Consider the following 24,294-nt stretch of genomic DNA (forward strand, 5'->3'; position numbering starts at 1 on the left):
CCCCCTTAGCTCAGTTGGTTAGAGCGACGGACTGTTAATCCGCAGGTCCCCCGTTCGAGTCGGGGAGGGGGAGCCAACTTCAACGACACAATTTGATTCCCCCTTAGCTCAGTTGGTTAGAGCGACGGACTGTTAATCCGCAGGTCCCCCGTTCGAGTCGGGGAGGGGGAGCCAAATCTCCTAGCTCTATCTCTCAGTGTCATTTTAAGTAATAAGTAGGCTAAATATTGGCCAACATAACCTTATAAATATCAAGTTGTTAATCGGTCTGTAAACAGAGATAATAGACGCCGTTTGCATCATCGTTAGGCGTTACACATATCAAATGAGTGAATTTTTAGTTTTATTGGTAGGTACAGTACTAGTAAATAACTTCGTATTGGTCCAATTTTTGGGCTTATGCCCGTTTATGGGCGTGTCTAATCGTTTAGAAACAGCGATTGGTATGTCTATGGCCACAACCTTTGTACTCACTCTTGCCTCTTTAACCAGTTATTTAGTCGAGCACTATGTCCTTCAACCCTTGGGAATGGGCTACCTGCGGACCCTAAGTTTTATTCTGGTCATTGCAGTGGTCGTCCAATTTACCGAAATGGTGGTTCACAAAACAAGTCCTACGTTGTATCGCTTATTAGGCATTTTCTTACCGCTGATTACGACCAATTGCGCAGTATTAGGTGTTGCACTGTTAAACGTGAATCAAGATCATAATTTTGTCGAATCCGTTATTTATGGTTTTGGCGCAGCTGTGGGCTTTTCCTTGGTGTTGATTCTCTTTTCTGCGATGCGAGAACGATTAGCTGCTGCCAATGTCCCCTCTCCTTTTAAAGGAGCTTCTATTGCCATGATTACTGCAGGCTTAATGTCAATGGCATTTATGGGCTTCACAGGATTGGTGAAGTTTTAATGACCCTAATAATCGCACTTACCGTAATTGGAATCATGGCGCTAATTTTTGGCGCTATTTTAGGCTACGCTGCGATTCGCTTTCGAGTTGAAAGTGACCCCCTAGTTGAACAAATAGACGCCTTGTTACCGCAAACCCAATGTGGACAATGTGGTTTCCCGGGTTGTCGCCCTTACGCTGAGTCTATTGCCAATGGTGATGACATTAATAAATGCCCTCCAGGTGGTGATGCGACGATCAAACAGTTGGCAGACTTAATGGGAGTGGAAGCTAAACCTCTCGATGCAGCCCATGGACAAGAAGATGTGAAAAAGGTCGCCTTTATTCGTGAGGACGAATGTATTGGTTGCACTAAGTGTATTCAAGCATGTCCAGTCGATGCAATTATTGGCGCGGCAAAGCAAATGCATACGGTGATTCAAGACGAATGCACGGGGTGTGATTTATGTGTTGATCCCTGCCCTGTTGATTGTATCGATATGATTCCAATAGCGCAGAATACTTCTTCATGGCAATGGCAGCTCGATGCTATTCCAGTAAAACAAGTCAATTGAGGAAGAGTAAATTGTATTCTGACTATGACCATATTTTACAACGCTTAAATCAAGGCCGATTGTGGGACTTCCACGGTGGCGTGCATCCGCCCCAACTCAAATCACTTTCAAACACAAAAGCCATTGAAACCATAACAATGCCTAAAACACTGTATGTTATGGTTAAACAACATATAGGTGTAGAAGGCGGCTTGTTGGTCAAAGAGGGAGACAGAGTTCTCAAAGGGCAAGCGTTAACTCACAGTACCAACCCCTTTTCTGTCCCAGTACATGCGCCTACATCAGGTTATGTGAGCCATATTGGACCTCATGTATCAGCTCACCCTTCCGGCTTGCCAGAGCTTGCCATAGAAATTAGCACCGATGAGTTCGAAACTTGGGCTCCTCTGAAACCCATCTTAGACTATCAACAGAAGCCTAAATCCAAAATTGTAGAAGCCATTTGCAATGCCGGCATTAGTGGTATGGGGGGCGCGGGTTTCCCAACACACATTAAGTCGTCACCAAAGAAAAATGTAGAATTTTTGATTATCAATGGTGTGGAATGTGAACCTTATATCACTTCTGATGATCGATTGATGCGTGAACATGCATGGCAAATTCGCCAAGGTATCGATATTTTGGTGCATTTACTGTCACCGAAACTGGTGATAATCGCCATAGAGGATAACAAACCTGAAGCCATTGAGGCCATGCAAGTTGCTTGTCAGGAAAATGCAAAGTACAGAGTAATTTCCATTCCCACTAAGTATCCCGCTGGCGGTGAAAAACAACTTATCCAAATTTTAACCAATCGTGAAGTGCCTGGTAACGGCTTGCCTATAGATGTGGGTGTGATAATGCAAAATGTTGGCACCTGTTTCGCCATTGCCGACGCCATTTTTACTGGGACTCCCCTTATACGACGCGTGGTGACCTTAACTGGACAGGCATTTAAGCGCCCGCAGAATATTTGGGCGCCGATAGGAACGCCGATCTCACATTTATTGGAAGTGGGTCATTATAAAGCCCATAAACAACGGGCGAGGAAACTCATTATGGGGGGGCCGATGATGGGCTTTGAAACCATTAATGATCAAGTCCCCGTTGTTAAAATAACCAATTGCATTTTGGCTCCATCGGCAGCCGAAATTCAAGAGCCTAATTCAGAACAACCTTGTATTCGCTGTAGTGCATGTGCAGATGCTTGCCCTGCGACTTTACTGCCACAACAATTGTTCTGGCATAGCCAAGCTAAAGAATATGAAAAAGCCGAAGAACAGAACCTGTTTGATTGCATTGAATGCGGTGCTTGCGCCTACGTCTGTCCTAGTGAGATCCCATTGGTTCACTATTATCGCATTGCCAAAGCCGATATACGCACCCAAGCACAAGAAAAAGCGCAAGCAGATAAGGCTAGGATAAGATTCGAAGCACGTAAAGAACGCTTAGAACGAGAGCAAAAAGAGCGTGAAGAAAAACACGCAAAAGCGGCAGCGGCCCGCAAAAAAGCAATGAGCGAAAAAGGCAATGACGCTAAAGACAAAATTGCGGCAGCCTTAGCTCGGGCAAAAGCGAAAAAACAAGCCAATACGTCGCCATCCGATCCCCAAGACGGACCAGCTGCAACAAATGAGAGTGCGGAAAGCACGCAAACACCGCAGTCAACTAGTGCCAACAATCAGGAAACAACGAGCAAACAAGATAAAGTCGCTGCAGCAATTGCTCGCGCCAAAGCCAAACGTGCAGCGGCAAAAGAAGCCGCGGCTAGTGAAACCAGGGAGACGCCTAAACCTGACGAAGCTAAAACGACTGAAGCTGCAAAAACACACAAAGTGGCTGATGACAAGTCACCCCAAGGTAATACCGCGACTGAATCGTCATCAGCACCTGCGCGTTCCGGCAAACAAGAAAAAGTATCCATTGCCATAGCAAAAGCTAAAGCTAAACGCGAAGCGATTAAAAAAGCACAACAAGCGGAATCCGCTGACACGGCCAAAGGTGAAGAAGGACAAGGCGATAATAGGCAAGATAATGAGCAAAATCAAAACGCTCAAGAGGATACGCCTATTGTCAATAACCACCAACAACGGCAAACAGAGAGTGCCAGTGAAGAGACGCCCGCTCCTTCGGCAAAACAAAAAGCCATAGCCGCAGCGATCGCCAAAGCAAAAGCAAAAAAGTTAGCCAAAGCCAGTGAGAATGAAGCGTCTGAAGTCCAGTCTTCAGCCACACAAACGCCTGATGCTGCAAGCAAAGAATCGACAAAGAGTCAGCAAGGTGAAAAATTAACTGCCGCACAAATTCGCAAACAAAAAGTAGAAGCGGCAGTGGCAAAAGCTCGAGAACAAAATCGTCTTGCGAAATTAAAGCGCGCTGAGAAAGCCGCGAAAAAGTCGTCTAGCTCAACAGCAGACAAGGATGAAAGTTAATTAACCATGAGTTTTAAATTTGCCAGCTCGCCCCACCAAAGAGTAAAACGTACCACAGGTCAGGTAATGCGCTTAGTAATGTATGCAGGAATTCCTGGTTTAGCGGTACAAACTTGGTTTTTCGGTTGGGGCGCATTAATCCATTTTTTGATCGCCAGTATTACAATCATTGTCACTGAAGCTGCCATTCTTGAAATGCGTAAAAAGAATTTTGAAGTGGCGATTAAAGATTGTAGCGCTTTGGTGACCGCATTTTTAATTGCGGTGAGTATTCCACCTTTTGCCCCTTGGTGGATCACAGTGATTGGCAGTATTTTTGCCATCGCCATAGTCAAGCAATTGTATGGCGGATTAGGATTCAACTTATTCAACCCTGCAATGGCGGCATACGTCATGCTGCTCATTTCATTTCCTGTACAAATGTCGACGTGGGCGATCCCCCAAGCATTAAGCCAATTCCCCCAATCTTTCATGGATTCCTTTAGTATTATTTTTAGCGGCTTCAGCGCTGACGGTTATAGTATTGAGCAGCTGCGAACCCATGTGGATGGTTACACCATGGCCACCCCTCTTGATGCGCTGAAAACAGCAATCTCCCAAGGAATGACAGTCCAAGAAAGTATGCAAACCTCGGTTTTCAATAATGGCTTAGGGGTTGGCTGGTTTTGGGTAAACTTTGCATACCTTTTAGGCGGGTTGCTTTTATTAAAAGTAAACGTGATTAAATGGCATATTCCCGTTGGCATGATTGCTGGTATTAGCGTTTTATCGCTGTTTATGTACTTGATAGATGATGGGATTTACGCCAGCCCCATGTTCCATTTATTTAGTGGTGGTTTTATGTTGGGAGTCTTCTTTATTGCCACCGATCCGGTTTCCGCTACGACCACCAATCGAGGTCGTATAATTTTTGGTTTAGGAATAGGCGCTTGGGTTTATATTATTAGAACCTGGGGTGGCTATCCTGATGCCATTGCGTTTGCCGTGTTAATCATGAATATGGGTGTGCCATTAATTGATTATTACACCCGACCACGAACATACGGTCATCGTACAGAACACAAAAATGTGATTAAAGTGAAACAGATTGATGAGGACTAGTTAATGAAACAAAGTATCGTTAGCAATGGTCTGAAACTCACCGCATTTGCTTTAGTGACAACGGCAATCATAGCGGTAACCTATGCTGTGACTGAAGATCAGATAACCGAGCAACAAATCCAAAAACGGCTGGCTATCTTGAACGCAATCATCCCAAATTCTTTATACGATAACGACATTCACCATGATTGCACCAAAGTGATAAATACTGAATTGTTAGGCTCAAAAGACCCTCACACTGTCTATTTAGCCAGAATGAACAATGCCCCTTCTGCAGTGGCAATTGAGACAACCGTGCCAGATGGTTACAGTGGTAAAATTGAGTTAATAGTTGGTATTAACATGCAATCGGAAGTGACAGGTGTTCGTGTTTTAGATCATAAAGAAACTCCGGGATTAGGTGACAAAATTGATATCCGTATCACTGACTGGATTACGTCATTTACTGGCAAATCTGTAACGACTGAAAACCATAAAGATTGGCAAGTAAAAAAAGACGGTGGTCAGTTTGATCAATTTACCGGCGCAACCATTACTCCTCGGGCAGTAGTTAAAGCAGTTAAAAATGCCGTTTTATATTTTCAACAGCATCAACCGGCGCTTTTTAACGCAGCCAATGCATGTGAAGCCGAGAATAACCAGCCAGCGCGTGCTGAGGTAGAATAAGATGAATCAATTTAAAGAACTCAGTTGGCAAGGTTTGTGGAAAAACAACCCTGCCATAGTACAACTGCTAGGCCTATGTCCACTGCTAGCAGTAACAATGACAGTCATCAATGGATTAGGCTTAGGTCTTGCCACAACCTTGGTATTAATTGGCTCAAACTGTACTGTGTCTTTAGTGCGTAACCTAGTACCCAATGAAATACGTATCCCTGTTTTTGTGATGGTCATTGCCGGTTTTGTCACAGTGGTGCAATTACTCATGAATGCATATACATTCCGACTTTATGAAGCCTTGGGGATCTTTATCCCCTTGATAGTGACCAACTGTGCCATTATTGGCCGCGCTGAAGCTTATGCGTCGAAAAACCCCGTAGGTCACGCCGCTTTTGATGGTTTGATGATGGGTCTTGGCTTCACTTTAGTGCTATTGATTCTAGGCGGTATGCGAGAGCTATTAGGTTATGGCACCCTATTCTCTGGTGCCAATTTGTTGTTTGGTGAATGGGCAAGCGTATTAAAAATAACTGTCTTTGAATCCGACAGCCCTTTCTTATTAGCCATACTTCCCCCTGGTGCTTTTTTGGGAATGGGATTACTTATCGCCCTTAAGAACGCTTTAGATAAACGAGTCGAATCTTGGGTTGTAAAACCCGAACAAGATAAAGTGGTACAGCGGGCCCGAGTCACCGCAGAAAGTTAAGGTAGTTGATGTTATGAACAATCAGAAACGTCGGGAGATACTGACACGCTTACGGGCAGAAAACCCCGAACCCACCACTGAATTAAATTATTCTACCCCATTCGAATTACTCATTGCAGTGATTTTATCTGCCCAAGCCACTGACGTTGGCGTGAACAAGGCAACCGACAAACTTTATCCGGTAGCCAATACGCCAGAAGCCATATACGCATTGGGTGTCGATGGCTTGAAACAATACATAAAAACCATAGGTTTGTTTAACGCTAAAGCCGAAAACGTGATCAAAACCTGTAAAATTTTAATCGACCAACATCACTCGCAAGTACCCGAAAGCCGTCAAGCCCTAGAAGCCCTGCCCGGTGTGGGACGCAAAACCGCCAATGTAGTGCTCAACACAGCTTTCGGCTGGCCGACCATCGCTGTGGACACCCACATCTTTAGAGTTTCCAACCGTACTAAGCTCGCCATGGGCAAAAATGTCGATCAGGTTGAGCAGAAACTACTCAAAGTGGTGCCTGCAGAATTTAAAGTGGATGTGCATCACTGGTTAATACTCCATGGCCGATACATCTGTGTTGCTCGAAAGCCACGTTGCGGGGCTTGTATCATCGAAGATTTGTGTGAGTTTAAAGATAAGACTGAATAACTCCTGTCTGTTACGATAAGAAAGCGGACGTTTGCAAGGCTTTCTAAAATCGGGCCTGAGCGAAGTATAGTACCTATAGAGGACAGCAGGCACTGCATGGCTGGCGTTAGGGGTTGTGCTGGTTACAATAATCGACTATTTACGCTAAGAGTTTTCTTGGCGCCTTTTGATGTTCGATAATTCGGTTTTATTTGCAAACATTGCAATTCCGTCATCCAAACAATCTTGTTCGATAACATGGCTTAAAGCTACTTGCATTCTTTGCAACCGTTCAATTTGTTTATTAATTTCATCTAATTTTTGGTTCGCCGCATAACGCCAATCACTATTAGTATCAGCTAGTTGAAAAAGTGATTTTATTTCTTCAAGCCTAAAGCCCGTTGATTTTGCTGCATTAATAAAGTTTATTCGCCATAACATTGATTCACTATAGACTCGCTGGCCTGATTGACGAGAAATCTCCGGCAACAAACCAATTTTTTCATAGTATCGAAGCGTTGAAGCTGGTGTGCTCGTTTTCAGCGAAATGTCTTTTATTTTCATAAATTTGAATTTCTAGTTTGACTTAAACCATACTTTAACATTTAGGCTTTATGCTTCCAAATTAATGAATGAGGTTAAATGCAAGCATGAATAAAAAAGTTGTGGTAATGACAGGTGCAACATCAGGTTTTGGGGCGAGTTGGTTTCATAGCCTGACGAAAGAAATTGATGCTGAGTTTTTCATTCTTGCACGCAATAAAGACAAGTTCCAGTCACTACTCACGGGTGTACCCACGAACGTTAAAAAAGATGTTCATTTTGTAGAGTGCGAATTATCTTCTTTTGTAAGTGTTTTCAATGCTATAGGCAGCATAAAAGCACAAGTGACGTCAGTAGATATATTAATCAACAACGCTGGTATTTTTCCTAGTGATTTACCCTGTTATAACAGTGATGCTCTTGAAATGGCATTTGTTGTGAATCATTTAGCTCCGCTTCTTATCACTCTATTATTGGAAGAAAAATTAAGAAACGCTAATTTGTCAAAAATAGTAAATACGTCGTCATTCCAGCATTTTAACGCCAAATTGAACTTGGAGGATGTCAACTTTAAGGGTTCAGAATATAGCGCAATGCTTGCTTATCAGAACTCGAAACTCTGTACTGTACTGTCAACACGCTACTTATCGACGTTTCTAGGTAAAAATATAAGCATAAACTGTTTTGACCCGGGCATTGTTGACACAAGTATGACACAGAAAGCTTTTCCGAAAGTACTTAGATGGACACATCCCCTTCTTCGTACTTTTTTTCGTAATGGTGCAAAGGGAGCAGAAACGGGTATTTACCTTAGTACCGAACGAAATGTCGAACAGAATACTGGTGGCTACTATAAGGATAAACGGCTTAAGCAACCCAGCTTAACTGCGCAATCTAAGATTATTGCTTCACAATTGCATCAAATGTCAACCGAGCTTATACGTCCCTATTTGTCGCGATAGCGTCAATTACATACTAGCGTGAACAACAGGTTTTAACTGGGACGGTAGAGCTTACGTCTGCAATCAGGCAAAACTGGAAATAATCGACGGAAATCGAAGGTCCGTAACCTGCCTCTAAGCGGTTGGTCAACTGAGTCCTTATCTATTTCTGCATTGGCACCAAACAGTCAATCCCGTAGATGTAAAATCGAATATCTACCTTTCTTATACTGTGGCTGGCCTACCATCGCCGTGAGACCATTACCGTGGACACCCGCATCTTTAGATGTTTCCAACCGTACTAAGCTCGCCATGGGCAAAACGTCGATCAGGATGAAGATAAATGGTTTAAAGTCGTTCCCGCTGAATTTAAAGATAAGACTGAATAATGTTCAGTCTTCAAAGTAGTTAAGGAACTCATCTCGAAACCCAAATACTTGCAGTGATTTTCAACTCGAGGCATGAATAAAATAGATTCGTCATTTAAAGCAAAACATTTGTACTATCAACTTTCCTAGTTTATATTAATTTGCGTGACGTCGGCTTATCAAAATGCCTCTAACATTCAACTGAAACGTCGCTAACCCCAATTAAATACTGAGGAAAGCGATATGATTGATAAATATGCGTTGCATGATCTACATTCCCGTCTTGAAAAATTACCACGTGCCTCGCTGGCACTACTCCCTACTCCAATACAAACACTGAAAAGATTTGGCGCGTCCCTAGGCGGTCCAGAGCTATGGATGAAGCGAGATGATTTATCTGGCTTAGAAGGTGGTGGTAACAAAACACGAAAACTTGAATTCATAGTGGGTGATGCGCTGCTACAAGGTGCAGACATGTTGGTAACAGTTGGCGCTATTCAATCCAACCATACCCGACAAACCGCTGCTGCCGCTGCCAAAGCTGGCCTAAAATGTGCGCTTTTACATTGCGCCTGGACCAAAGATGCAAGCGCTACTTATCGGCAGGTAGGTAATATTCTTTTAAGCCATGTAATGGGTGCCGAACTTTATGTGGACGAAACTGAGCGCCCTATCGAAGATCAAGGTCCTCTGGAAGAATTCATGGACTATCTTCGTCAACAGGGACACAAACCATATCTAATTCCAGGCGGTGCTTCTGAACACCCCTTAGGAAGTATGGGCTATATAAACTGCGCTGCTGAACTAGCTGTTCAAATGGCTGAAACTAGCCAAGCCTTTGATTACCTTGTGCATTGCACTGGCTCAAGCAGTACCCAAGCCGGTCTGGTAGCGGGCTTTGCAGCTCTTGATATCAAAACTCAGGTAATCGGAATATCAGACGATAATGAAACCGAGATTAAAAAATCCCGTGTTAAACTTCTAGCCAATAATGCTTTGAGTGAGCTTGGATTAGATGTGCGAGTGCAACCGAACAGTATTGAAATTATACCTGCCAATACCAACGCCTACGGCATCGCTGATACAGAAATTACCGATGCTATCCAGCTATTTGCCAGTACCGAAGGGTTGATTGCCGATCCTGTCTATGAAGGTCGCGCAATACGTGGGTTATTAAACTTGTCTGCTGAAGGTCGTTTTGAGAAGGACGCAAAAATTCTGCTTATGCATCTAGGCGGATCGCCTGCTATACATGCCTATGCCGAAAAATTTGGCGCAATTCAACTTCATCCTTTTACTGTTTAATTCACTCTTTATTCTCAGAGGTATTGTAACGTGACCGACATTTTATTAGATAAAGATTCTCTTGTAGCAAACATTCGAACCCAATTCCAAAATAGTGATCAACTAAAATATCAGCGGGCTTTACAAGAGTTTTTTGATGGTGAAACCTTTATTGGAGACAATGTTTTTGAAACCTGCTTCAAATTACGTGCGGGCTTACCCCCACTTGCATATGAAGTTTCAGGTCCTTATTGTGCAATCAGCAATGAATACGCCACCATAGGGCGCATTTATGAATGTGGTGAACTAATATTTGAAAACAATATAAAACAGCAGATACAACAGCGCACAGCAGCGATGATTTGGCTTTTTCTCTCTGTTTTGGAACATAAACCAGAAAAAATCTTAATAGTGAGCGCAGGGAAACTATCCCTTGAAATCGTTAAATATTTAAAGCACTTTATACCAAGCTTATCCAACATCGACTATCACACGCGAACTCAGCACACGGAATCATTCGAACAACCTTGCGGCAGCATAGGTGTCACTTCTGACTACCAACAGAACCTTAAGCTTGAAGCTTATGACACTATTATTATGGCTACGAATACCAACTGCTATTTAATCGACGAATCCAACATTACTTCAATCAAACCAGGGGCGGTGATCGCGTCACTTTGCACCACCTCACAAACAGGAGAGATTGCAGGCAATGTATATGCCCGAGATGACGTGAATGTTATTTTCGACTTTGAACTAACGCGTCATTTTACAGCCGATATGAAAGCGGCGGATAGAATGGGTTATTTGAATAACGTCCTATTGCTAAGCGACATCTTAAAAGGGCAACACCCTAAAGATATTTCGAAAAAGAAGAAGGTTTTACGCATTACAGGCACGCCCATGCAAAACGTTGCAGTGCTGGATATGATACGTTCAATTTAATTATACAATTCCCCACGGCTGTGCAGTGGGGATAATTCTCGATAAATAATAAACACCTAAGGCCTTGCAAGCAGCTATATGGGTAATTAAGCACAAAAAAAGCCACCTCATTTGAGGTGACTTTAACCTCAGGATTGTAAGTGAAACGTTGGCAGCAATGAATAGCGGTAGGAACAATATAAAAGCTGAATTAAAGTTGTGTTCTGCGACGGGACACAACTAAGCCTGCTAAACTCAATGACAATCACATAAATGTCGCAGGTGCTGAGACATCAACTGCGGGGGACCAAACAGCCCAGGAAAATTCGCCAAAGCTGGATGTGTCTTCGTCGTCAAATATACCAAAAATAGTAGAATGAACATTAGCACTTGAAGGGGATTGATTAATAGTGACGACAGTGAGAGCTCGCTATGGGTAAAAACGTTGATCAATTTGAGCTAAAGCATCTGAAAGTGGTGCCTACCGAATTTAAAGTGGATGTCCACTACTGAGCAAATTTAAAGTGGGTGTCCACTACTGACCTTCAACACTAGCGGCAACCTCTTTTCTGTTTATACACAACTCTGTTGGGGTGTTGCTTAGGGCTATTTAACTAGAGGCCTGGCTCAGTCACTTAGCCGGCCTAGGTCAATTGGCTTTTTTAACTAGACCAATGGCAACTGGTGATTCCCCTTGTTTAATTGGCGGTGTTTCGTTAATCATTAATACGGTTCCGTTTGCGCCGGCGGTAATAGTTTGAACTAGGTCACCAAAATAATTGGTGATTTCGCCTACCGGGGTAGTAGCTGAAACTTTATCGCCGATGGTGACTAGTGGAGTGAAGAACCCTGTGAAGTTGCTTTTAGGGTAATTAACTTGCCGATAAATTGTGGCTGGCTGTGTCTGGATCGGTGAGCCAGACAGCATGTTTAAAAAGTACAAGGCGTTTTTAGCCACTGTGTGGGCATAGTTAATCGATTCTTCGTCACGCAGTCCTAAGTGTCCAATTTCCGTTGTTAGGCCTGGCTTGCCACGAGTCATGGCGGTATTGGGGAACGAGATTGAATTATCTGGGTCGTTAGGGCGGTCGCCATACATGATGATGTGCTTCATACCAATGGCTTTGGCAAATTCGAAAGTGAATGCATCGAGTTCCGGTTCGCCTATGTAGGGAGAATAAACGTGATCGAGTAATTTTTGGTTAGCGCTACCCGAGTGCATGTCGATAAAAAAGTCTGCTTTGCGAATAAATTCACGTGTTAATAGTTCGGCTATTTGTTCAGTATGTGTGCCTTGTTTACTACCCGGAAATTCTCGATTGAGATTTTTATTATCTTTGGGGTTTAAAGCCAGTAAACGTTCGTGAAACCCGTCCAAGTTGGCCAGATGCAATATTATTAGCGTACCTTTTAGTTGCTTAGGGTTAAGCTCTTTGGCGAGCCGTTGCAAGGCAAACATTGATGGATATTCATCACCGTGGGTGCCTGCGGCAAGCAATAATACCGGGCCAGACTCTTTACCATTCACTACTGTAACAGGTAATTTTATGTTGCCCTCACTGCCTAAATAGGCATTTTTCTCACCTGCTGGGGTTTGAATATTAAGCAGTTCAAAGGGGGTTTACATTGCCCGTATGCACTAAATAGGCATAGCGCGACGAGTGAAATGCGCACTGTAGATAGTCGGTTAAAAATAGACAACATCAAGGGGTTCTCCTTAAAGATTTGAGACTGAAATATAAGAAAACCAAGTTAGAAATTAATTCTGGCGTAAAAATGATTGATTTTGCAAGTCGGTATAATCAGGTTTTACTTTGTTTTTTATACTGTTTTACAACTAGTATTCGTCGCCACTGGTTGAGACTGACGATTACGGCCAATGCTAATACTATGCAAAAGGGCGTTAAGCATCGCCCCTTTGCATTGAGGAGGTTATGTTATGCAGGTTGGTAAGGCAGAGATGATTGATGTAATACAATTCTCACCTTGCCGTCTTCACAAAGTTTAAACACGAAGCTTTTGTTAACAAAAATGTGGCTGTCATCCGCGCCAATAAAATGAACGTTACATTGTACAATGGCAAGGTCGTTGTGCAGAATAAAGTCTTCTTTGCTGTACCAAACTTTAACCCATGGCTTTAATTTAAAGCCATTGTCGTTGGGGTAATTTTCATCACCACCAACGAAGTACGATAAAGCGCCCTCTTTGGTATCGCGAAACGTTTGTTCTCCAAAGGTCAGTGTTGGTTTGAACAACACTTTACCGTTATCATAATCGTAATTCTCTGACAAAACTTGCGCAGAGAAGGCCTTGGCGTCACCTCCTTGACTGTGAACTTCACCCACTTTAACTACATTCTCACACCAAGTTTCTAAGGCTTTATGAACCATCTCATCGGTAAACATCCAGTCTTCTCCTATATGATTTTTTTGCTTAAGCAATGTTATATCGTTTTATTTGTTGAGCGTATATCACTATAAACCTTTTAAATAAACAAGTGTTTCTCTTGATAGCTAAACACTATCAACAAGCTAGATTGTTGTGCTTGCTCCGGTTATCTGATTGACTATGTTCTTTGTAGTCGTATAAGGCATATCCTATCTATTTTCTCTGGCTCACCGGCATTGATAAAGACATCCACCAACGAATGAAAGCCAGCTTGCATTGGCTAGCTGGCCATATGCACGTTCTTTTCTGATGGATAATGATTGTACATTGAACAGTTGTTGCCTTTGTTTAGGTCTTATGAAGATATGATAGCTTACGAAAGCGCCTTGAGGTAGCTGCAGTAGTATTATCAGTGGAATTTAATGTAGATTTCATCACTGGTTGTCTCACTGGCTAAGCTAAATACTGGCTAGCCTCTTCACAGGTGTACTTTATGGCAAGTATACCTGTGGAGCGCTTGGGGTGTAGATGATTTTATCTGCCCTTTCTCTTTAACTCGTATCTATACTTTGACAAACTAAAGCGCGGTTAACGTTTTACAATAAGGTTAGAAGTGGAAATTACACTTTCAGGTGTGCAGATTATAGATATATTTTTCAGGTTTGCTGCAGTAGGTCAATTGGCCTTATTAATCATTTTTTTAGTCAGCAAACATTCGGTTCAACCCCTCGCGCAAGTTGGATTAATTACATGCTTAATAGCCTATGTTCTATTAACGGCTCCAATTGAAAATCATCACTACGGAAGTTTACGCAATATCTTATTGCTGATTACCGATTTGACCCCATTTGCCGCTTTGTGGTTCACCTTAACCAAGCTTCATAAGCACTTTAAATTGGCTCAACAAGCCAAATGGATATTGGCTTTGCTGACGTTTTGGCTACTAATCTTAGCTTATGTGTTCTTAGTACTAGGTGGTAGAAGCCCATTACACGACCTCAATCACATCATTGGAATTGGGCTGTTAATGTGGGTCATTTATTTATGTTTAGCGGAATACTTAGATGACCTGGATAATCGCCGCCGCAATGCTCGGCTGTTAATAGTCGCGTTTTGTTGTTTTTATATGTTAGGACTTGTGTCCTTTGAGTTTATCTATCAAAACCTTAGAGATACTTGGCAGTTTAGCCTGGCTAATGCTTTTGTAATCTTTGGATTAGTTGCCATTATTTCAGCAAAAATCACAACCCCAAAAGACCAATTACCGAGTGCTACCAGTAATCAAGTTGATACCTTCGAAGCGACTATCTCTGCACAAAACAAAGCTAAACCGATTGATTTTCCGCAGCTAACAGCATTAAATAAACTGATGAATGACGGTGTATTTTTACAACAGGAACTCACCATTGGTAAGTTGGCACATTTACTCGATTTGCCTCCTCACCAACTTCGTCAGCTGATTAATCAACAACTCGGCTTTAGCAATTTTTCTCACTATCTAAATAGCTATAGGATCCCGTGGGTATGTGAACAATTTCAGAATACCTCGAAAAAGAAAATACCGATCCTGACGATAGCATTGGAAGCAGGCTATGGTTCTATCGCACCATTTAATCGTGCTTTTAAAGCAACAATAGGTCAAACCCCTACACAATATCGTACTCAATTTTAAAAATGATCAGTATTTTTCATATTCGATAAGACCTAGTATCTAACAATGGATGTAATGGCCTCCACTAATTATTTGTAGAAGTCATTATGAAAAAAGTACTGCTCATTTTATTCGTTTTTATACTCTCTGTTTTGTCTTATTTAGCTTGGCCGATCTACCAAGGCATAGCTTATCGTGATAAAGCACCAATGATAGGGATTGACTATGTTACCTGGCCTAGTGAACAGCCAACAACAAACAAGGTATTCGACGCTGATTTCAAATATGCAGCAAGTAAAGCCTTACAATCACTTATTGATCAACAACAAAGCGTTGCAGCACCGGGCTACACTGCTGCAGTAGCCATAAACGGAAAACTCATTTGGGCAGCTAGTGTCGGCTGGTCGGATATTAGCAAGAAAATACAAATGACCACCGATAGCCAAATGCGAATAGGCAGCACGTCAAAAGCGGTGACTGCCACTGGGCTAGCTCGATTGGTCGACAGCGGCAGGCTTAACTTAGATGCACCATTATCGGAGTACTTTAAAACACCTCCCAACCCACAGTGGAAGACAGTGACGGCTAGGCAACTCGCCTCTCATATGGCAGGGATCCCACATTATGGTGAGAACACGGAAACACTTGGCACCTTGGCAATGATAGGTGCTCAGCGCTACTTTGCTGATCCACTTGCTGCCATGGCTTTATTTGACGATAGCGATATGTTATTTGCACCTGGCGACCAATTTAGTTATTCGAGTTTAGGCACTGTATTGCTTAGTGCATTGATGCAAATAAAAGCTGAAATGAAATATCAAGACTATATGCAGCAGAGGGTATTTGCCCCCCTTGCCATGCATGCAACCTTTACTGAAACGCCGACTCAAACTAGCGATGATCTGGCCACGTTTTATTGGCAAGACAAACATCAACCTAGCAGATTAAAGCCTTGGTATCACTTGGATTTAAGTCACCGATTAGCCGGCGGCGGTTGGATATCGACATCTAAAGATCTCGCAATGTTAGGACAAGGATTTATGAATGAGACGTTTATATCTGAACAAACGAGGACTGCATTTTGGACACCACAAAGGCTTAATAATGGCCAAGTAAATCCTCAACAATATGGTCTTGGCTGGCGTATAAATGATCTCGATTTAGGTGAAGGTTATAAATCAGTGACGTTTATGCATCATGGCGGCGTATCAGCAGGTGCTCAAAGTTTTTTGATGGTTATTCCTGAGTACAAGTTGTCTTTGTCCGTTAACGCCAATATTAGAACTGAGGTATTTTCAGATTTCGCTAGCGTCTCTTATGATATAGCCAGGTTTTTTATCGACGAGATAGAAGCTCCAAGTCATGTAGAGAAATAATCTAAAGCAAGCAAACACTGCTTATTGAGTTTTAGTTATGCTCCGACTAGGTTACTCGCTTCACCTTAAGCTGAGCTCAAAATCACTTATGCAGATGTCATGGATGTATAGCGTTATGTCCATTTACAGTGGGTTGTCATTTATTCTACTTGGCCTTGTATACCACTAGTATCTTTTGACTCGCCCACCGCTATTTAGGTGATTTATATTAGTTGATTGAGTCATGATACTTCGAAAATTAAAGGGATTTGGTGGCGTATAGCGTTTCCTATACACCACCAGTGATTTCCCGATGTTTACAAGGCTTGCGTTAAGATCTCTCGACTTTTGTCTAGGGTGATATCACTGTGTTCACCAAGTGCGGTCATGCCATGCTGTTTTAACCCATCAATAAGTAAATCGATATCTTTTGCAGCAAGATCTACGTCAGATAATCGGGTGGGTACTTGCATTGTTTTGAAAAATTGTTCGGTTAACAGAATAGCTTGTTCAATACGAGCATCCTCATCCCCCTCATTTATCTGCCAAACCCGCGCTGCATATTGCAGTAGTTTTTCACGCTTATTGTCACGACAGACTTTCATGACTGCGGGTAATACTATGGATAGCGTACGTGCGTGGTCAATGCCAAACGCCCCCGTTAATTCATGACCTATCATATGGGTTGACCAATCTTGTGGTACACCGGCACCAATTAGTCCATTTAATGCCATGGTTGCCGACCACATAATATTGGCTCTCACTTCCAGATCATCTTTGGTTTGTGGCAGTAATGCTTTAGGCCCTTCTTCAATTAAGGTTTGCAATAACCCTTCACTGAAACGGTCTTGTACTTTGCCATTAACGCTATAGGTTAAGTATTGCTCGATAGTATGAACAAACGCATCAACAACACCGTTACTGATTTGACGATCAGACAATGACAATGTGACTTTCGGATCTAACACTGCAAATAGTGGGCGCACTAAAGGGCTTGAAAATGCACGTTTATTGCCATCTCGAGTAACAACAGCATTACCATTACTTTCAGAACCTGTGGCTGGCAGGGTTAAAACTGCGCCTATGGGTAACGCTTTCGTGATGGTATGTTGCTTTGTGAGAATATCCCATGGATCTTTCTCCTCACTTGGATCATCTCCCTCAAAGAAAGTCGCTGCGGCAATAAATTTAGCGCCATCAACCACAGAGCCACCGCCAACAGCAAGTAAAAAATCAATACGGTGCTCTTTAATAATCTCCTGAGCTTTCATTAATGTGTTGTAACTTGGATTGGGTTCGATACCTGAAAATTCAAACCAGGTGTGTTGTTCAAGGGCATCAACCACTTGTTGATACACGCCGTTATTTTTTATAGAACCGCCACCATAGACCAGTAAAACCCTTGCGTCTGATGGTATTTGTTGGGAAATGGCGGCGATTTTTCCTTCTCCAAAATGAATATGGGTTGGATTTTGAAAACTGAAATTTAACATTGATATATATCCTAAAATTTTGCCAAGAAAAAATGTATAAAAACTCTTTATGCACCAAGGTGAGCGAGTAACTTTTCAGCGGCTAAAGCTGAACTCGCTGGATTTTGACCAGTGATAAGCAGGCCATCTTGTACAACAAATGCTTCCCAATCTTGGGCTTTTTGATAATCACCGCCGCGCTTAATGAGTTCATCTTCAAGTAAAAATGGCACCACTTCGGTTAATTGCACCGCGTCTTCTTCACTGTTAGTAAAGCCGGTTACTGCTTTTCCTTTTACAACAAAGTCACCAGACCCATGTTTTACATTTAATAATGCGGCACTAGCATGACAAACGGTTGAAACGGCTTTGCCTGCAGTTAAAAAACTTTCTAGCAAAGTGATTGAGTCGGGATTGTCGGTAAGATCCCATAAAGGTCCATGACCTCCGGGGTAGAAAACAGCATCAAAGTCACTTTCACTAACAGAAGACAATTTCACCGTAGTCGCAATTTTGGATTGGGCAGCATCGTCTGAGTCGTAACGTTCAGTGGCGGCAGTTTGAAATTCTACGAGTTTGCTTGTGGGATCAATAGGCGCTTGATCGCCCTGTGGCGTAGCTAAGGTGACTTCAACACCAGCGTCAATGAAAGCATAATAAGGCGCGGCGAACTCCTCAACCCAAAAACCGGTTTTATTGCCAGTGTCGCCAAGTTTATCGTGAGAAGTCAGTACCATTAATATTTTTTTATTCATTTTTGTTCATCCATTTATCAAAACAAGCAAGCTTGTTTAGGTGAGTTTTCATTTTCTATGGAAGGAGTATATGCTCACAAAAAAAGTATACAATGCAGATAAAATTGACATCATTGTATCAATAATTGATACAATGGTTTTGATGTTTGTTTTTCAGTAATGGATCCCGGTATGAATGTTTCGTTTGAACGTCTCAAAAGTATGGTTGTTTTTGCTCAAGTTGTTGAACAAGGCAGCTTAATTGGAGCAGCAAAGCAATTGGGACTCTCGCGCGCGGTAGTCAGCTACCACCTGAAAAAACTTGAATCTCAACTTGAGGTGAAATTACTTAATCGCTCTACTCGTTCGATCAATCTCACAGAAGCTGGCCAAGCCTTTTATGAGCGCTGTCATGCTATAGCCGAACATGCCAATGCCGCCAATCAACAAATTGAAAACGTCAAAAATGAACCCATCGGCCTACTTAAAATAACCTGTCCGGTAAATGTTGGATTACAAACAATTGTGCCTGCACTGAATGAATTCAAAAAAATTCATCCTAAAATTGAGCTGGATGTGATGCTCACGGATGAAGTGGTGAATATTATGAAAGAAGGAATCGATTTAGCGATCCGCGGAGCCCCCTTGCCTGACTCAGGATTACAAGCAAGTAAACTTGCTACCCTAAAAACCTGTTTGTGCGGTTCTCCAGAGTACTTTAGCCAATATGGAAAACCAAAAAACCATACTGATTTAGCCAATCATCAATGGGTAATTTACAAATTAACCTCTGGCGTAGTGAACCTAACAAAAGGCAACCGCACTTATCGTATTGTCACCCAAGGAAGTATCAGTACCAATAATGCAGCGGCGCGTACTGCATTTGTTGAAGCTGGCCACGGTTTAGCGCGCATCCCTATTTATGATGCTTGGCCTAAAATACAAGCAGGCACCTTACAAAGAGTACTTGATGATTATGTATTCAACGATATAAATGTCTATGGTGTGTTCCCGCCAGGCACGGCAAATACCAAAAAACTGAGGTTATTACTGACTTTCTTGAAAGAGTATTTTACCCGTCAAATCAGCTTCAGCTCGACCATTTAATAGATGCCAATGATCCTATTTCCAGTATCAAAATTAGGTGCACATTCAAGCCATCTCATATTCAAGCCTTCTTAGCCAAATAAGCTCTTTATGGCGAAAATCTTGGTTTGGCCTTTGTGGTCTGTTTATCCCATAATACAGGCTAACAAAATCGAAACCCTAACCTAAAAAAACGAGTAAAGCATCTCAAATGATTGTGAAAGTGTTACCAACAATAATCTTTTCATTTCAACTTGGCATTGCAGGCCTTGCTATTGCCCAGTCTTTGTTGAGTGCTAAGGGCGGGCAAAAACACACTTACTATCTAACCGGGGTACTGATATTTCTCTCTATTCATACATTTGGTGATTTACTTGTGGTGTCAGGTGGGTATCGGTATTTCCCCAATCTAGTAGGATTACAATTCCCCTTAGCGACATTGATTGGTCCCGCATTTTATTTTTACGCGCGTTCCATGATGACCCGCTCAAATGTGTTAAGCACGAAATCTATGCTTACAGCTAGTATTGGTCCCGTACTGGGTATTTTAGTATTGCTCCCTTTCGCCTTAGGGCTGACCACCGAACAAAAACTTTCTCTTGCGGATCCACTCACCCGAGATGCTGAACTCTACAAGTTTGCTCTTCTAACTTGCTTACTCTCTACCCTTACCTTTTTAATCTCCACGCTATTGTATTTTAGCGCAACCTACCGGCTTCTTAACAACCACAAAGTTCAGCTCATGAAGAGGTTTTCGGTTATCGAAAAAAAATCACTGGATTGGTTACGCACAATTCTACTTTTATGGGGTAGTGTTTGGGTGCTTTACACCATTGAATATATATTGAATTTTATTGGCGTAAGCTGGATTGGATCGGGTGTCGTTATTCCAATGCTAAATTTACTATTGCTTTTGGCGTTTGCTCACTTATCACTTAATCAACCTTTATTGTCAGAAACAGACAAATCAAAAGACAGTGATTTGCAACCTCGAGCCGCCGCATTAGACGATGATAGAATGAAGAGAATTGCAGTAAAACTCCACAAAGTGATGCAAGGGGAACGCTTATTTTGTGAAAATGAACTGAGCCTTCACCGATTATCTGAAGCCATTGGCATATCTCAAAATCATATTTCCGAGACCCTATCCCAGCATTTACAGATTAATTTTTTCTCGTTCATTAACAATTATCGTGTAGAAGAAGCAAAAAGACTGTTAACTACAACAACCTTATCAATTATTGATATCTCGCTGGAGTCGGGCTTTAACTCTCGCTCGACGTTTAATTCTGCCTTTAAAAAAACCGAAGGCGTAACCCCGTCGGCCTATCGCATGCTCATGAATAATCATAATACTGCGAAAGAATAATGAACGAATGGGCCCATTTGGACGACGTTAGTCTCGAAATCCTTGAAACTTTCCCTATCATCAAAAATCACCTAGAGGAAAATTCATATGTCAAACTTGTTCGCTGCTCGTCTGGTGGGCGCGTTATTTATTATATCAACAGGCGCTTACATGACGGCGAGTCATATCATTTCGACGCTATTTAGTGCACCTGATTTTATCCTTTATCTGTACCCGAATAGAAACCTTTTGACCGTAGCCGCCCTATTGGAGTTTGTTAACTCTGCCGCTGTAGTGGCTATAGCCACCGTTATATTTCCCATCATTAAACCTCTTAGTCAGCGAATCGCTTTGACCTATGTTAGCTTTAGGATCATCGAAGCGGTTATGCTACTTATTGGCGCATTAGCGCTATTTTCTTTAATAGCCATTAGCAAAGAAATGGTAACAGCCATGGCCCCCACTGTTGACTATTTAAGTGTTATGGCTGATGTTCTAAAACAGCAACGTTATGTTAGTTTTCAACTTGGCATGATCCCCCTAGCTCTTTGCGGCTTTATGCTTTGTGTTACCTTTTATCAACACCGTTTAGTCCCAAGGTTATTATCCGCTTTAGGCCTTGTCGGGTATTTGTTATTGTTGCTAAAAGTCAGCGCTGATTTTTTCGCCATTAATATTGGCGGTGGCTTGTTGTATATTCCTGGTGCTTTATTTGAACTACTTCTACCATTATGGTTGTTTTTTAAAGGTTTTCATTTAAGTGAACTACCACAAACACACGAGAAGTGAATGACATTAACGCTATATTTTGATTGCCGTGTTTTGCTTTAGGCTAAGAGTGCCCATGAAAAAATGGAAGAAGATCACACTTAAGGTTTTACTCGCTTGTTTCCTGACAACAACAAGTATTTATTTGTTCGCGCCTTGGGAATATGGGCTGTATTATTTAAAGCCTGTACCTAACTCCATTGAGCAACAAGTTCATGAAGCAACGTCACAAGGTATAGACGGAATCATTGTCTATGTGGATGAGGCCAATAAACCAGCTCGGTTGTATGCAAGTGGTTGGCATAATAGACAAGAAAAAATACCGGCATATGGCAATGCTCTATTTAAAATTGCCAGTATTGGAAAATTATATGAAGCGGCGGCAATCGCTAAACTAGTCGCGTCCAATCAGCTCAAACTGGACCAAAGTCTTGCAGACTATTTGCCTCAATTAGCTGAACGTATCGAATATGCAAATAAAATTACCCTACGCATGTTGGTAGAGCACCGCAGTGGTATTCCTAACTTCACCGATCAGGAAGGCTTTGATTGGGCATCAAACTCCCTTGACGTATTGAGTTTAGTATTAGACAAACCTGCGGACTTCCCACCCGGTACTGATTACGCCTACTCCAATTCAAATTATTTGTTGCTACAAAAAATAATGACCGAAACCTTGGGTTATCCTTACTCCCGCTTCATTAACAATGAAATTCTTTTACCATTGGGCTTAAACCGAACTTTCTTTTCAATTCACCAGATCGATACAAATGAGCTCATGAGCGGATATTATGTAGGCTATGACGAAGACTTAAAACACCTCGACCAAGGTTACGTAGCCAGTGCACAAGATGTAGGGATCTTTTTAAGAGCCCTAAATGATGGAAGTGTGTTTACCGAAGCAGAACGCAAAATTTATGCTTCACTTTATGAATATAACCATACAGGTTGGGTGCTCGGCTATTCTAGTATAGCCCGATACCATAGGGATATTGATACCGTTGTCATTCAATTTACCAACACGACCGGTGAAGATAGAGTGATACTTACAGGCATCATATATGACCGAATTATGAGTATCTTACGGAGCCAATAAAATGAATTGTTTGACTAGGTATTGGTAAGATTTAATTACCTCATTCCCGCCACAGCCCCGCAAAGCTTTATCACCTATGATTTTTCACCTAATAACATACTGCCATCGCCTAAAAAGCTTAAAACAATCTGTATTGCTGGGCGGTTATCGTCAAATAAATAGCTGTATTTCTCCACTATTCTATCTCTATCAGCTTGATTTCTTGCTGTCGACATTTCATCGCGAAAAGGCTGTCCTTCCATAATACCAGCATAATGACTAGCAATAGCGGCTGTTGTGCGCAGTGCATTTTCAACTTTGGGGTTTTCTGTAAACGCCTGCGTCAACTGTGTCGAATACGCATAATCAGCCGGTAAAACTAACTGTCCCTGAGTGTTGAATTCTATACTTGCAGGTGGTGAGGGTATGCCATATTGTGCTAACAATGCTTTAAACTCGTTTTGCGAGTATTTGGATAAGGTATCAATGTTGTGCGCTGTTGGCAGTAATAAGGGTATGTCCTTTAAATTCACCGGACTAGGTTGCGCTCCAGGCGTAAGATACTCATCTAGATTGATTTCTTGTTGGTCTCCTTGGGAGGTATTCATGCTGAAAATCGCATTCGTAGCGGGCTTTTCTACCTTTTGAACCTGATGATTTTGTTGATAAGCGGCTAATAATTCCGAAAAGCCATTGTTTCCTTTCGATTGATTGGGTTGCAGTAGGTTTTGTGAGTGAGTTTTAAAAATACGATTGGAGACGTCCATTTTAACCTCGACAATTTTAACTTTGTAAACGCTCTAAAACATCAAGTACATTGGCTCTTAGCTGTGCATCTTTATTTTGTGCCGTGCCAATAGACTGATCAAACTCCACCGACTTTCTTGCCAAGGCTAAAACGTCATATTTTTCATCGGCATCGAAATCTCGGCTTGGAGGCGCTCTCATTGCTAATCCCTCTTGTGAGGTGATTAACCCGTCTAATTGTAACTCTGACGACATACGCGTTAATTCGTTATATGACATATTAGTCGGATCATACTGGTCAGCGACTTCCTGAAATTTTGTTTCTGCAATTAGACCCGCCTGGCTCAGTGTTACTTTATCTGCTGAGCTGTGATTGTTAGATAACTGGTTAGAATGAGTGGTATCTGCACCTTGGTTTTTACTGCTTTGATAGATAGAGCTCAGCTGACTATTATTATTTATTTCCATTACATTCCCATTAGTCAATTTAGTGCTAATCACCACTAATTATCGGCTTATTTAGCTTGATGAGTTTGAGCAGCAATGACTATGCCAAAGGTACTGTTTTTGATTTAGGCTGATACAGGTTAACTAACAGGAATTGCGCCATTAGGCTGCGAGCTAACCCCTTAAGCTGATTTTCAAT

The 24,294-nt window shown here is 42.0% G+C and carries 23 protein-coding genes, 1 tRNA gene and 1 pseudogene; 18 read left to right on the forward strand and 7 right to left on the reverse strand.

The features are described 5' to 3' along the window. Positions 1-97 precede the first annotated feature (97 nt). From Q4574_RS18350 to nth, 8 genes are all read left to right on the forward strand, one after another. A tRNA-Asn gene (locus Q4574_RS18350) sits at positions 98-174 on the forward strand. A gap of 151 nt (positions 175-325) precedes the next feature. Further along, the gene (gene rsxA, locus Q4574_RS18355) at positions 326-907 is read left to right on the forward strand and encodes an electron transport complex subunit RsxA (RefSeq protein ID WP_303476321.1); all 582 of its coding nucleotides are present in this window, start codon (positions 326-328) and stop codon (positions 905-907) included. Continuing rightward, positions 907-1,461, forward strand: coding sequence for an electron transport complex subunit RsxB (gene rsxB / locus Q4574_RS18360; RefSeq protein WP_303476323.1), 555 nt, complete (start codon positions 907-909; stop codon positions 1,459-1,461). The genes rsxA and rsxB overlap by 1 nt, the downstream gene beginning before the upstream one ends. 11 nt (positions 1,462-1,472) lie before the next feature. Further along, entirely contained in the window at positions 1,473-3,872 is a 2,400-nt protein-coding gene (gene rsxC / locus Q4574_RS18365) for an electron transport complex subunit RsxC (RefSeq protein WP_303476325.1), read from the forward strand. Between the two features lie 6 nt (positions 3,873-3,878). Further along, positions 3,879-4,973: an electron transport complex subunit RsxD gene (gene rsxD, locus Q4574_RS18370; RefSeq protein ID WP_303476328.1), complete on the forward strand. Its 1,095-nt coding sequence runs from the start codon at positions 3,879-3,881 to the stop codon at positions 4,971-4,973. A 3-nt stretch (positions 4,974-4,976) separates the two neighbouring features. Next, positions 4,977-5,639, forward strand: coding sequence for an electron transport complex subunit RsxG (rsxG, locus tag Q4574_RS18375; protein WP_303476330.1), 663 nt, complete (start codon positions 4,977-4,979; stop codon positions 5,637-5,639). Position 5,640: 1 nt separating this feature from the next. Beyond that, positions 5,641-6,339, forward strand: coding sequence for an electron transport complex subunit E (locus tag Q4574_RS18380; RefSeq protein ID WP_303476331.1), 699 nt, complete (start codon positions 5,641-5,643; stop codon positions 6,337-6,339). A gap of 13 nt (positions 6,340-6,352) precedes the next feature. After that, positions 6,353-6,985, forward strand: a complete 633-nt coding sequence (gene nth / locus Q4574_RS18385; protein WP_303476333.1) for an endonuclease III — start codon at positions 6,353-6,355, stop codon at positions 6,983-6,985. 144 nt (positions 6,986-7,129) lie between these two features. On the opposite strand, the gene Q4574_RS18390 is transcribed toward nth, so the two are convergent. Continuing rightward, on the reverse strand, positions 7,130-7,528 hold the full coding sequence (locus Q4574_RS18390; RefSeq protein WP_303476335.1) for a MerR family transcriptional regulator: 399 nt from the start codon (positions 7,526-7,528) through the stop codon (positions 7,130-7,132). 86 nt (positions 7,529-7,614) lie between these two features. Between Q4574_RS18390 and Q4574_RS18395 the strand changes: the two genes are divergently transcribed. The 4 genes and pseudogenes from Q4574_RS18395 to Q4574_RS18410 all read left to right on the forward strand — a co-directional run. After that, entirely contained in the window at positions 7,615-8,469 is an 855-nt protein-coding gene (locus Q4574_RS18395) for an SDR family NAD(P)-dependent oxidoreductase (RefSeq protein WP_303476338.1), read from the forward strand. Positions 8,470-9,059: 590 nt separating this feature from the next. After that, a complete protein-coding gene (locus Q4574_RS18400) occupies positions 9,060-10,121 on the forward strand; it encodes a 1-aminocyclopropane-1-carboxylate deaminase/D-cysteine desulfhydrase (protein WP_303476341.1) in 1,062 nt (353 codons plus the stop codon). A gap of 30 nt (positions 10,122-10,151) precedes the next feature. Further along, a complete protein-coding gene (locus tag Q4574_RS18405; protein ID WP_303476343.1) occupies positions 10,152-11,045 on the forward strand; it encodes a hypothetical protein in 894 nt (297 codons plus the stop codon). Positions 11,046-11,441: 396 nt separating this feature from the next. Beyond that, positions 11,442-11,534, forward strand: a pseudogene (locus Q4574_RS18410) (endonuclease III); the annotation flags it as partial. 139 nt (positions 11,535-11,673) lie between these two features. Here Q4574_RS18410 and Q4574_RS18415 read toward each other — a convergent pair. Next, positions 11,674-12,552, reverse strand: coding sequence for a M14 family metallopeptidase (locus Q4574_RS18415; protein WP_303476345.1), 879 nt, complete (start codon positions 12,550-12,552; stop codon positions 11,674-11,676). 409 nt (positions 12,553-12,961) lie between these two features. Further along, positions 12,962-13,429, reverse strand: coding sequence for a hypothetical protein (locus Q4574_RS18420; protein ID WP_303476347.1), 468 nt, complete (start codon positions 13,427-13,429; stop codon positions 12,962-12,964). Between the two features lie 596 nt (positions 13,430-14,025). Between Q4574_RS18420 and Q4574_RS18425 the strand changes: the two genes are divergently transcribed. Continuing rightward, positions 14,026-15,084, forward strand: coding sequence for an AraC family transcriptional regulator (locus Q4574_RS18425; protein ID WP_303476350.1), 1,059 nt, complete (start codon positions 14,026-14,028; stop codon positions 15,082-15,084). Between the two features lie 86 nt (positions 15,085-15,170). After that, on the forward strand, positions 15,171-16,439 hold the full coding sequence (locus tag Q4574_RS18430) for a serine hydrolase (protein ID WP_303476352.1): 1,269 nt from the start codon (positions 15,171-15,173) through the stop codon (positions 16,437-16,439). A 296-nt stretch (positions 16,440-16,735) separates the two neighbouring features. Here the strand turns inward: Q4574_RS18430 and Q4574_RS18435 are convergent, their stop codons facing one another. Next, a complete protein-coding gene (locus Q4574_RS18435; RefSeq protein ID WP_303476354.1) occupies positions 16,736-17,911 on the reverse strand; it encodes an iron-containing alcohol dehydrogenase in 1,176 nt (391 codons plus the stop codon). 47 nt (positions 17,912-17,958) lie between these two features. Next, positions 17,959-18,645, reverse strand: a complete 687-nt coding sequence (locus Q4574_RS18440) for a type 1 glutamine amidotransferase domain-containing protein (protein ID WP_303476357.1) — start codon at positions 18,643-18,645, stop codon at positions 17,959-17,961. A 171-nt stretch (positions 18,646-18,816) separates the two neighbouring features. On the opposite strand from Q4574_RS18440, the gene Q4574_RS18445 reads away from it, so the two are divergent. From Q4574_RS18445 to Q4574_RS18460, 4 genes are all read left to right on the forward strand, one after another. Further along, on the forward strand, positions 18,817-19,731 hold the full coding sequence (locus tag Q4574_RS18445; RefSeq protein WP_303476360.1) for a LysR family transcriptional regulator: 915 nt from the start codon (positions 18,817-18,819) through the stop codon (positions 19,729-19,731). 190 nt (positions 19,732-19,921) lie between these two features. Next, entirely contained in the window at positions 19,922-21,079 is a 1,158-nt protein-coding gene (locus tag Q4574_RS18450) for a helix-turn-helix transcriptional regulator (RefSeq protein ID WP_303476363.1), read from the forward strand. Positions 21,080-21,166: 87 nt separating this feature from the next. Next, on the forward strand, positions 21,167-21,847 hold the full coding sequence (locus tag Q4574_RS18455; RefSeq protein WP_303476365.1) for a DUF4386 domain-containing protein: 681 nt from the start codon (positions 21,167-21,169) through the stop codon (positions 21,845-21,847). A gap of 55 nt (positions 21,848-21,902) precedes the next feature. Next, positions 21,903-22,922: a serine hydrolase gene (locus tag Q4574_RS18460; protein ID WP_303476368.1), complete on the forward strand. Its 1,020-nt coding sequence runs from the start codon at positions 21,903-21,905 to the stop codon at positions 22,920-22,922. A 74-nt stretch (positions 22,923-22,996) separates the two neighbouring features. On the opposite strand, the gene Q4574_RS18465 is transcribed toward Q4574_RS18460, so the two are convergent. Beyond that, entirely contained in the window at positions 22,997-23,668 is a 672-nt protein-coding gene (locus Q4574_RS18465; protein WP_303476370.1) for a hypothetical protein, read from the reverse strand. 16 nt (positions 23,669-23,684) lie between these two features. Next, positions 23,685-24,116: a hypothetical protein gene (locus tag Q4574_RS18470; protein ID WP_303476373.1), complete on the reverse strand. Its 432-nt coding sequence runs from the start codon at positions 24,114-24,116 to the stop codon at positions 23,685-23,687. Positions 24,117-24,294: the final 178 nt, after the last annotated feature.

The organism is Aliiglaciecola sp. 3_MG-2023 (assembly GCF_030548205.1).
In the GTDB taxonomy this organism is placed as follows: domain Bacteria; phylum Pseudomonadota; class Gammaproteobacteria; order Enterobacterales; family Alteromonadaceae; genus Aliiglaciecola.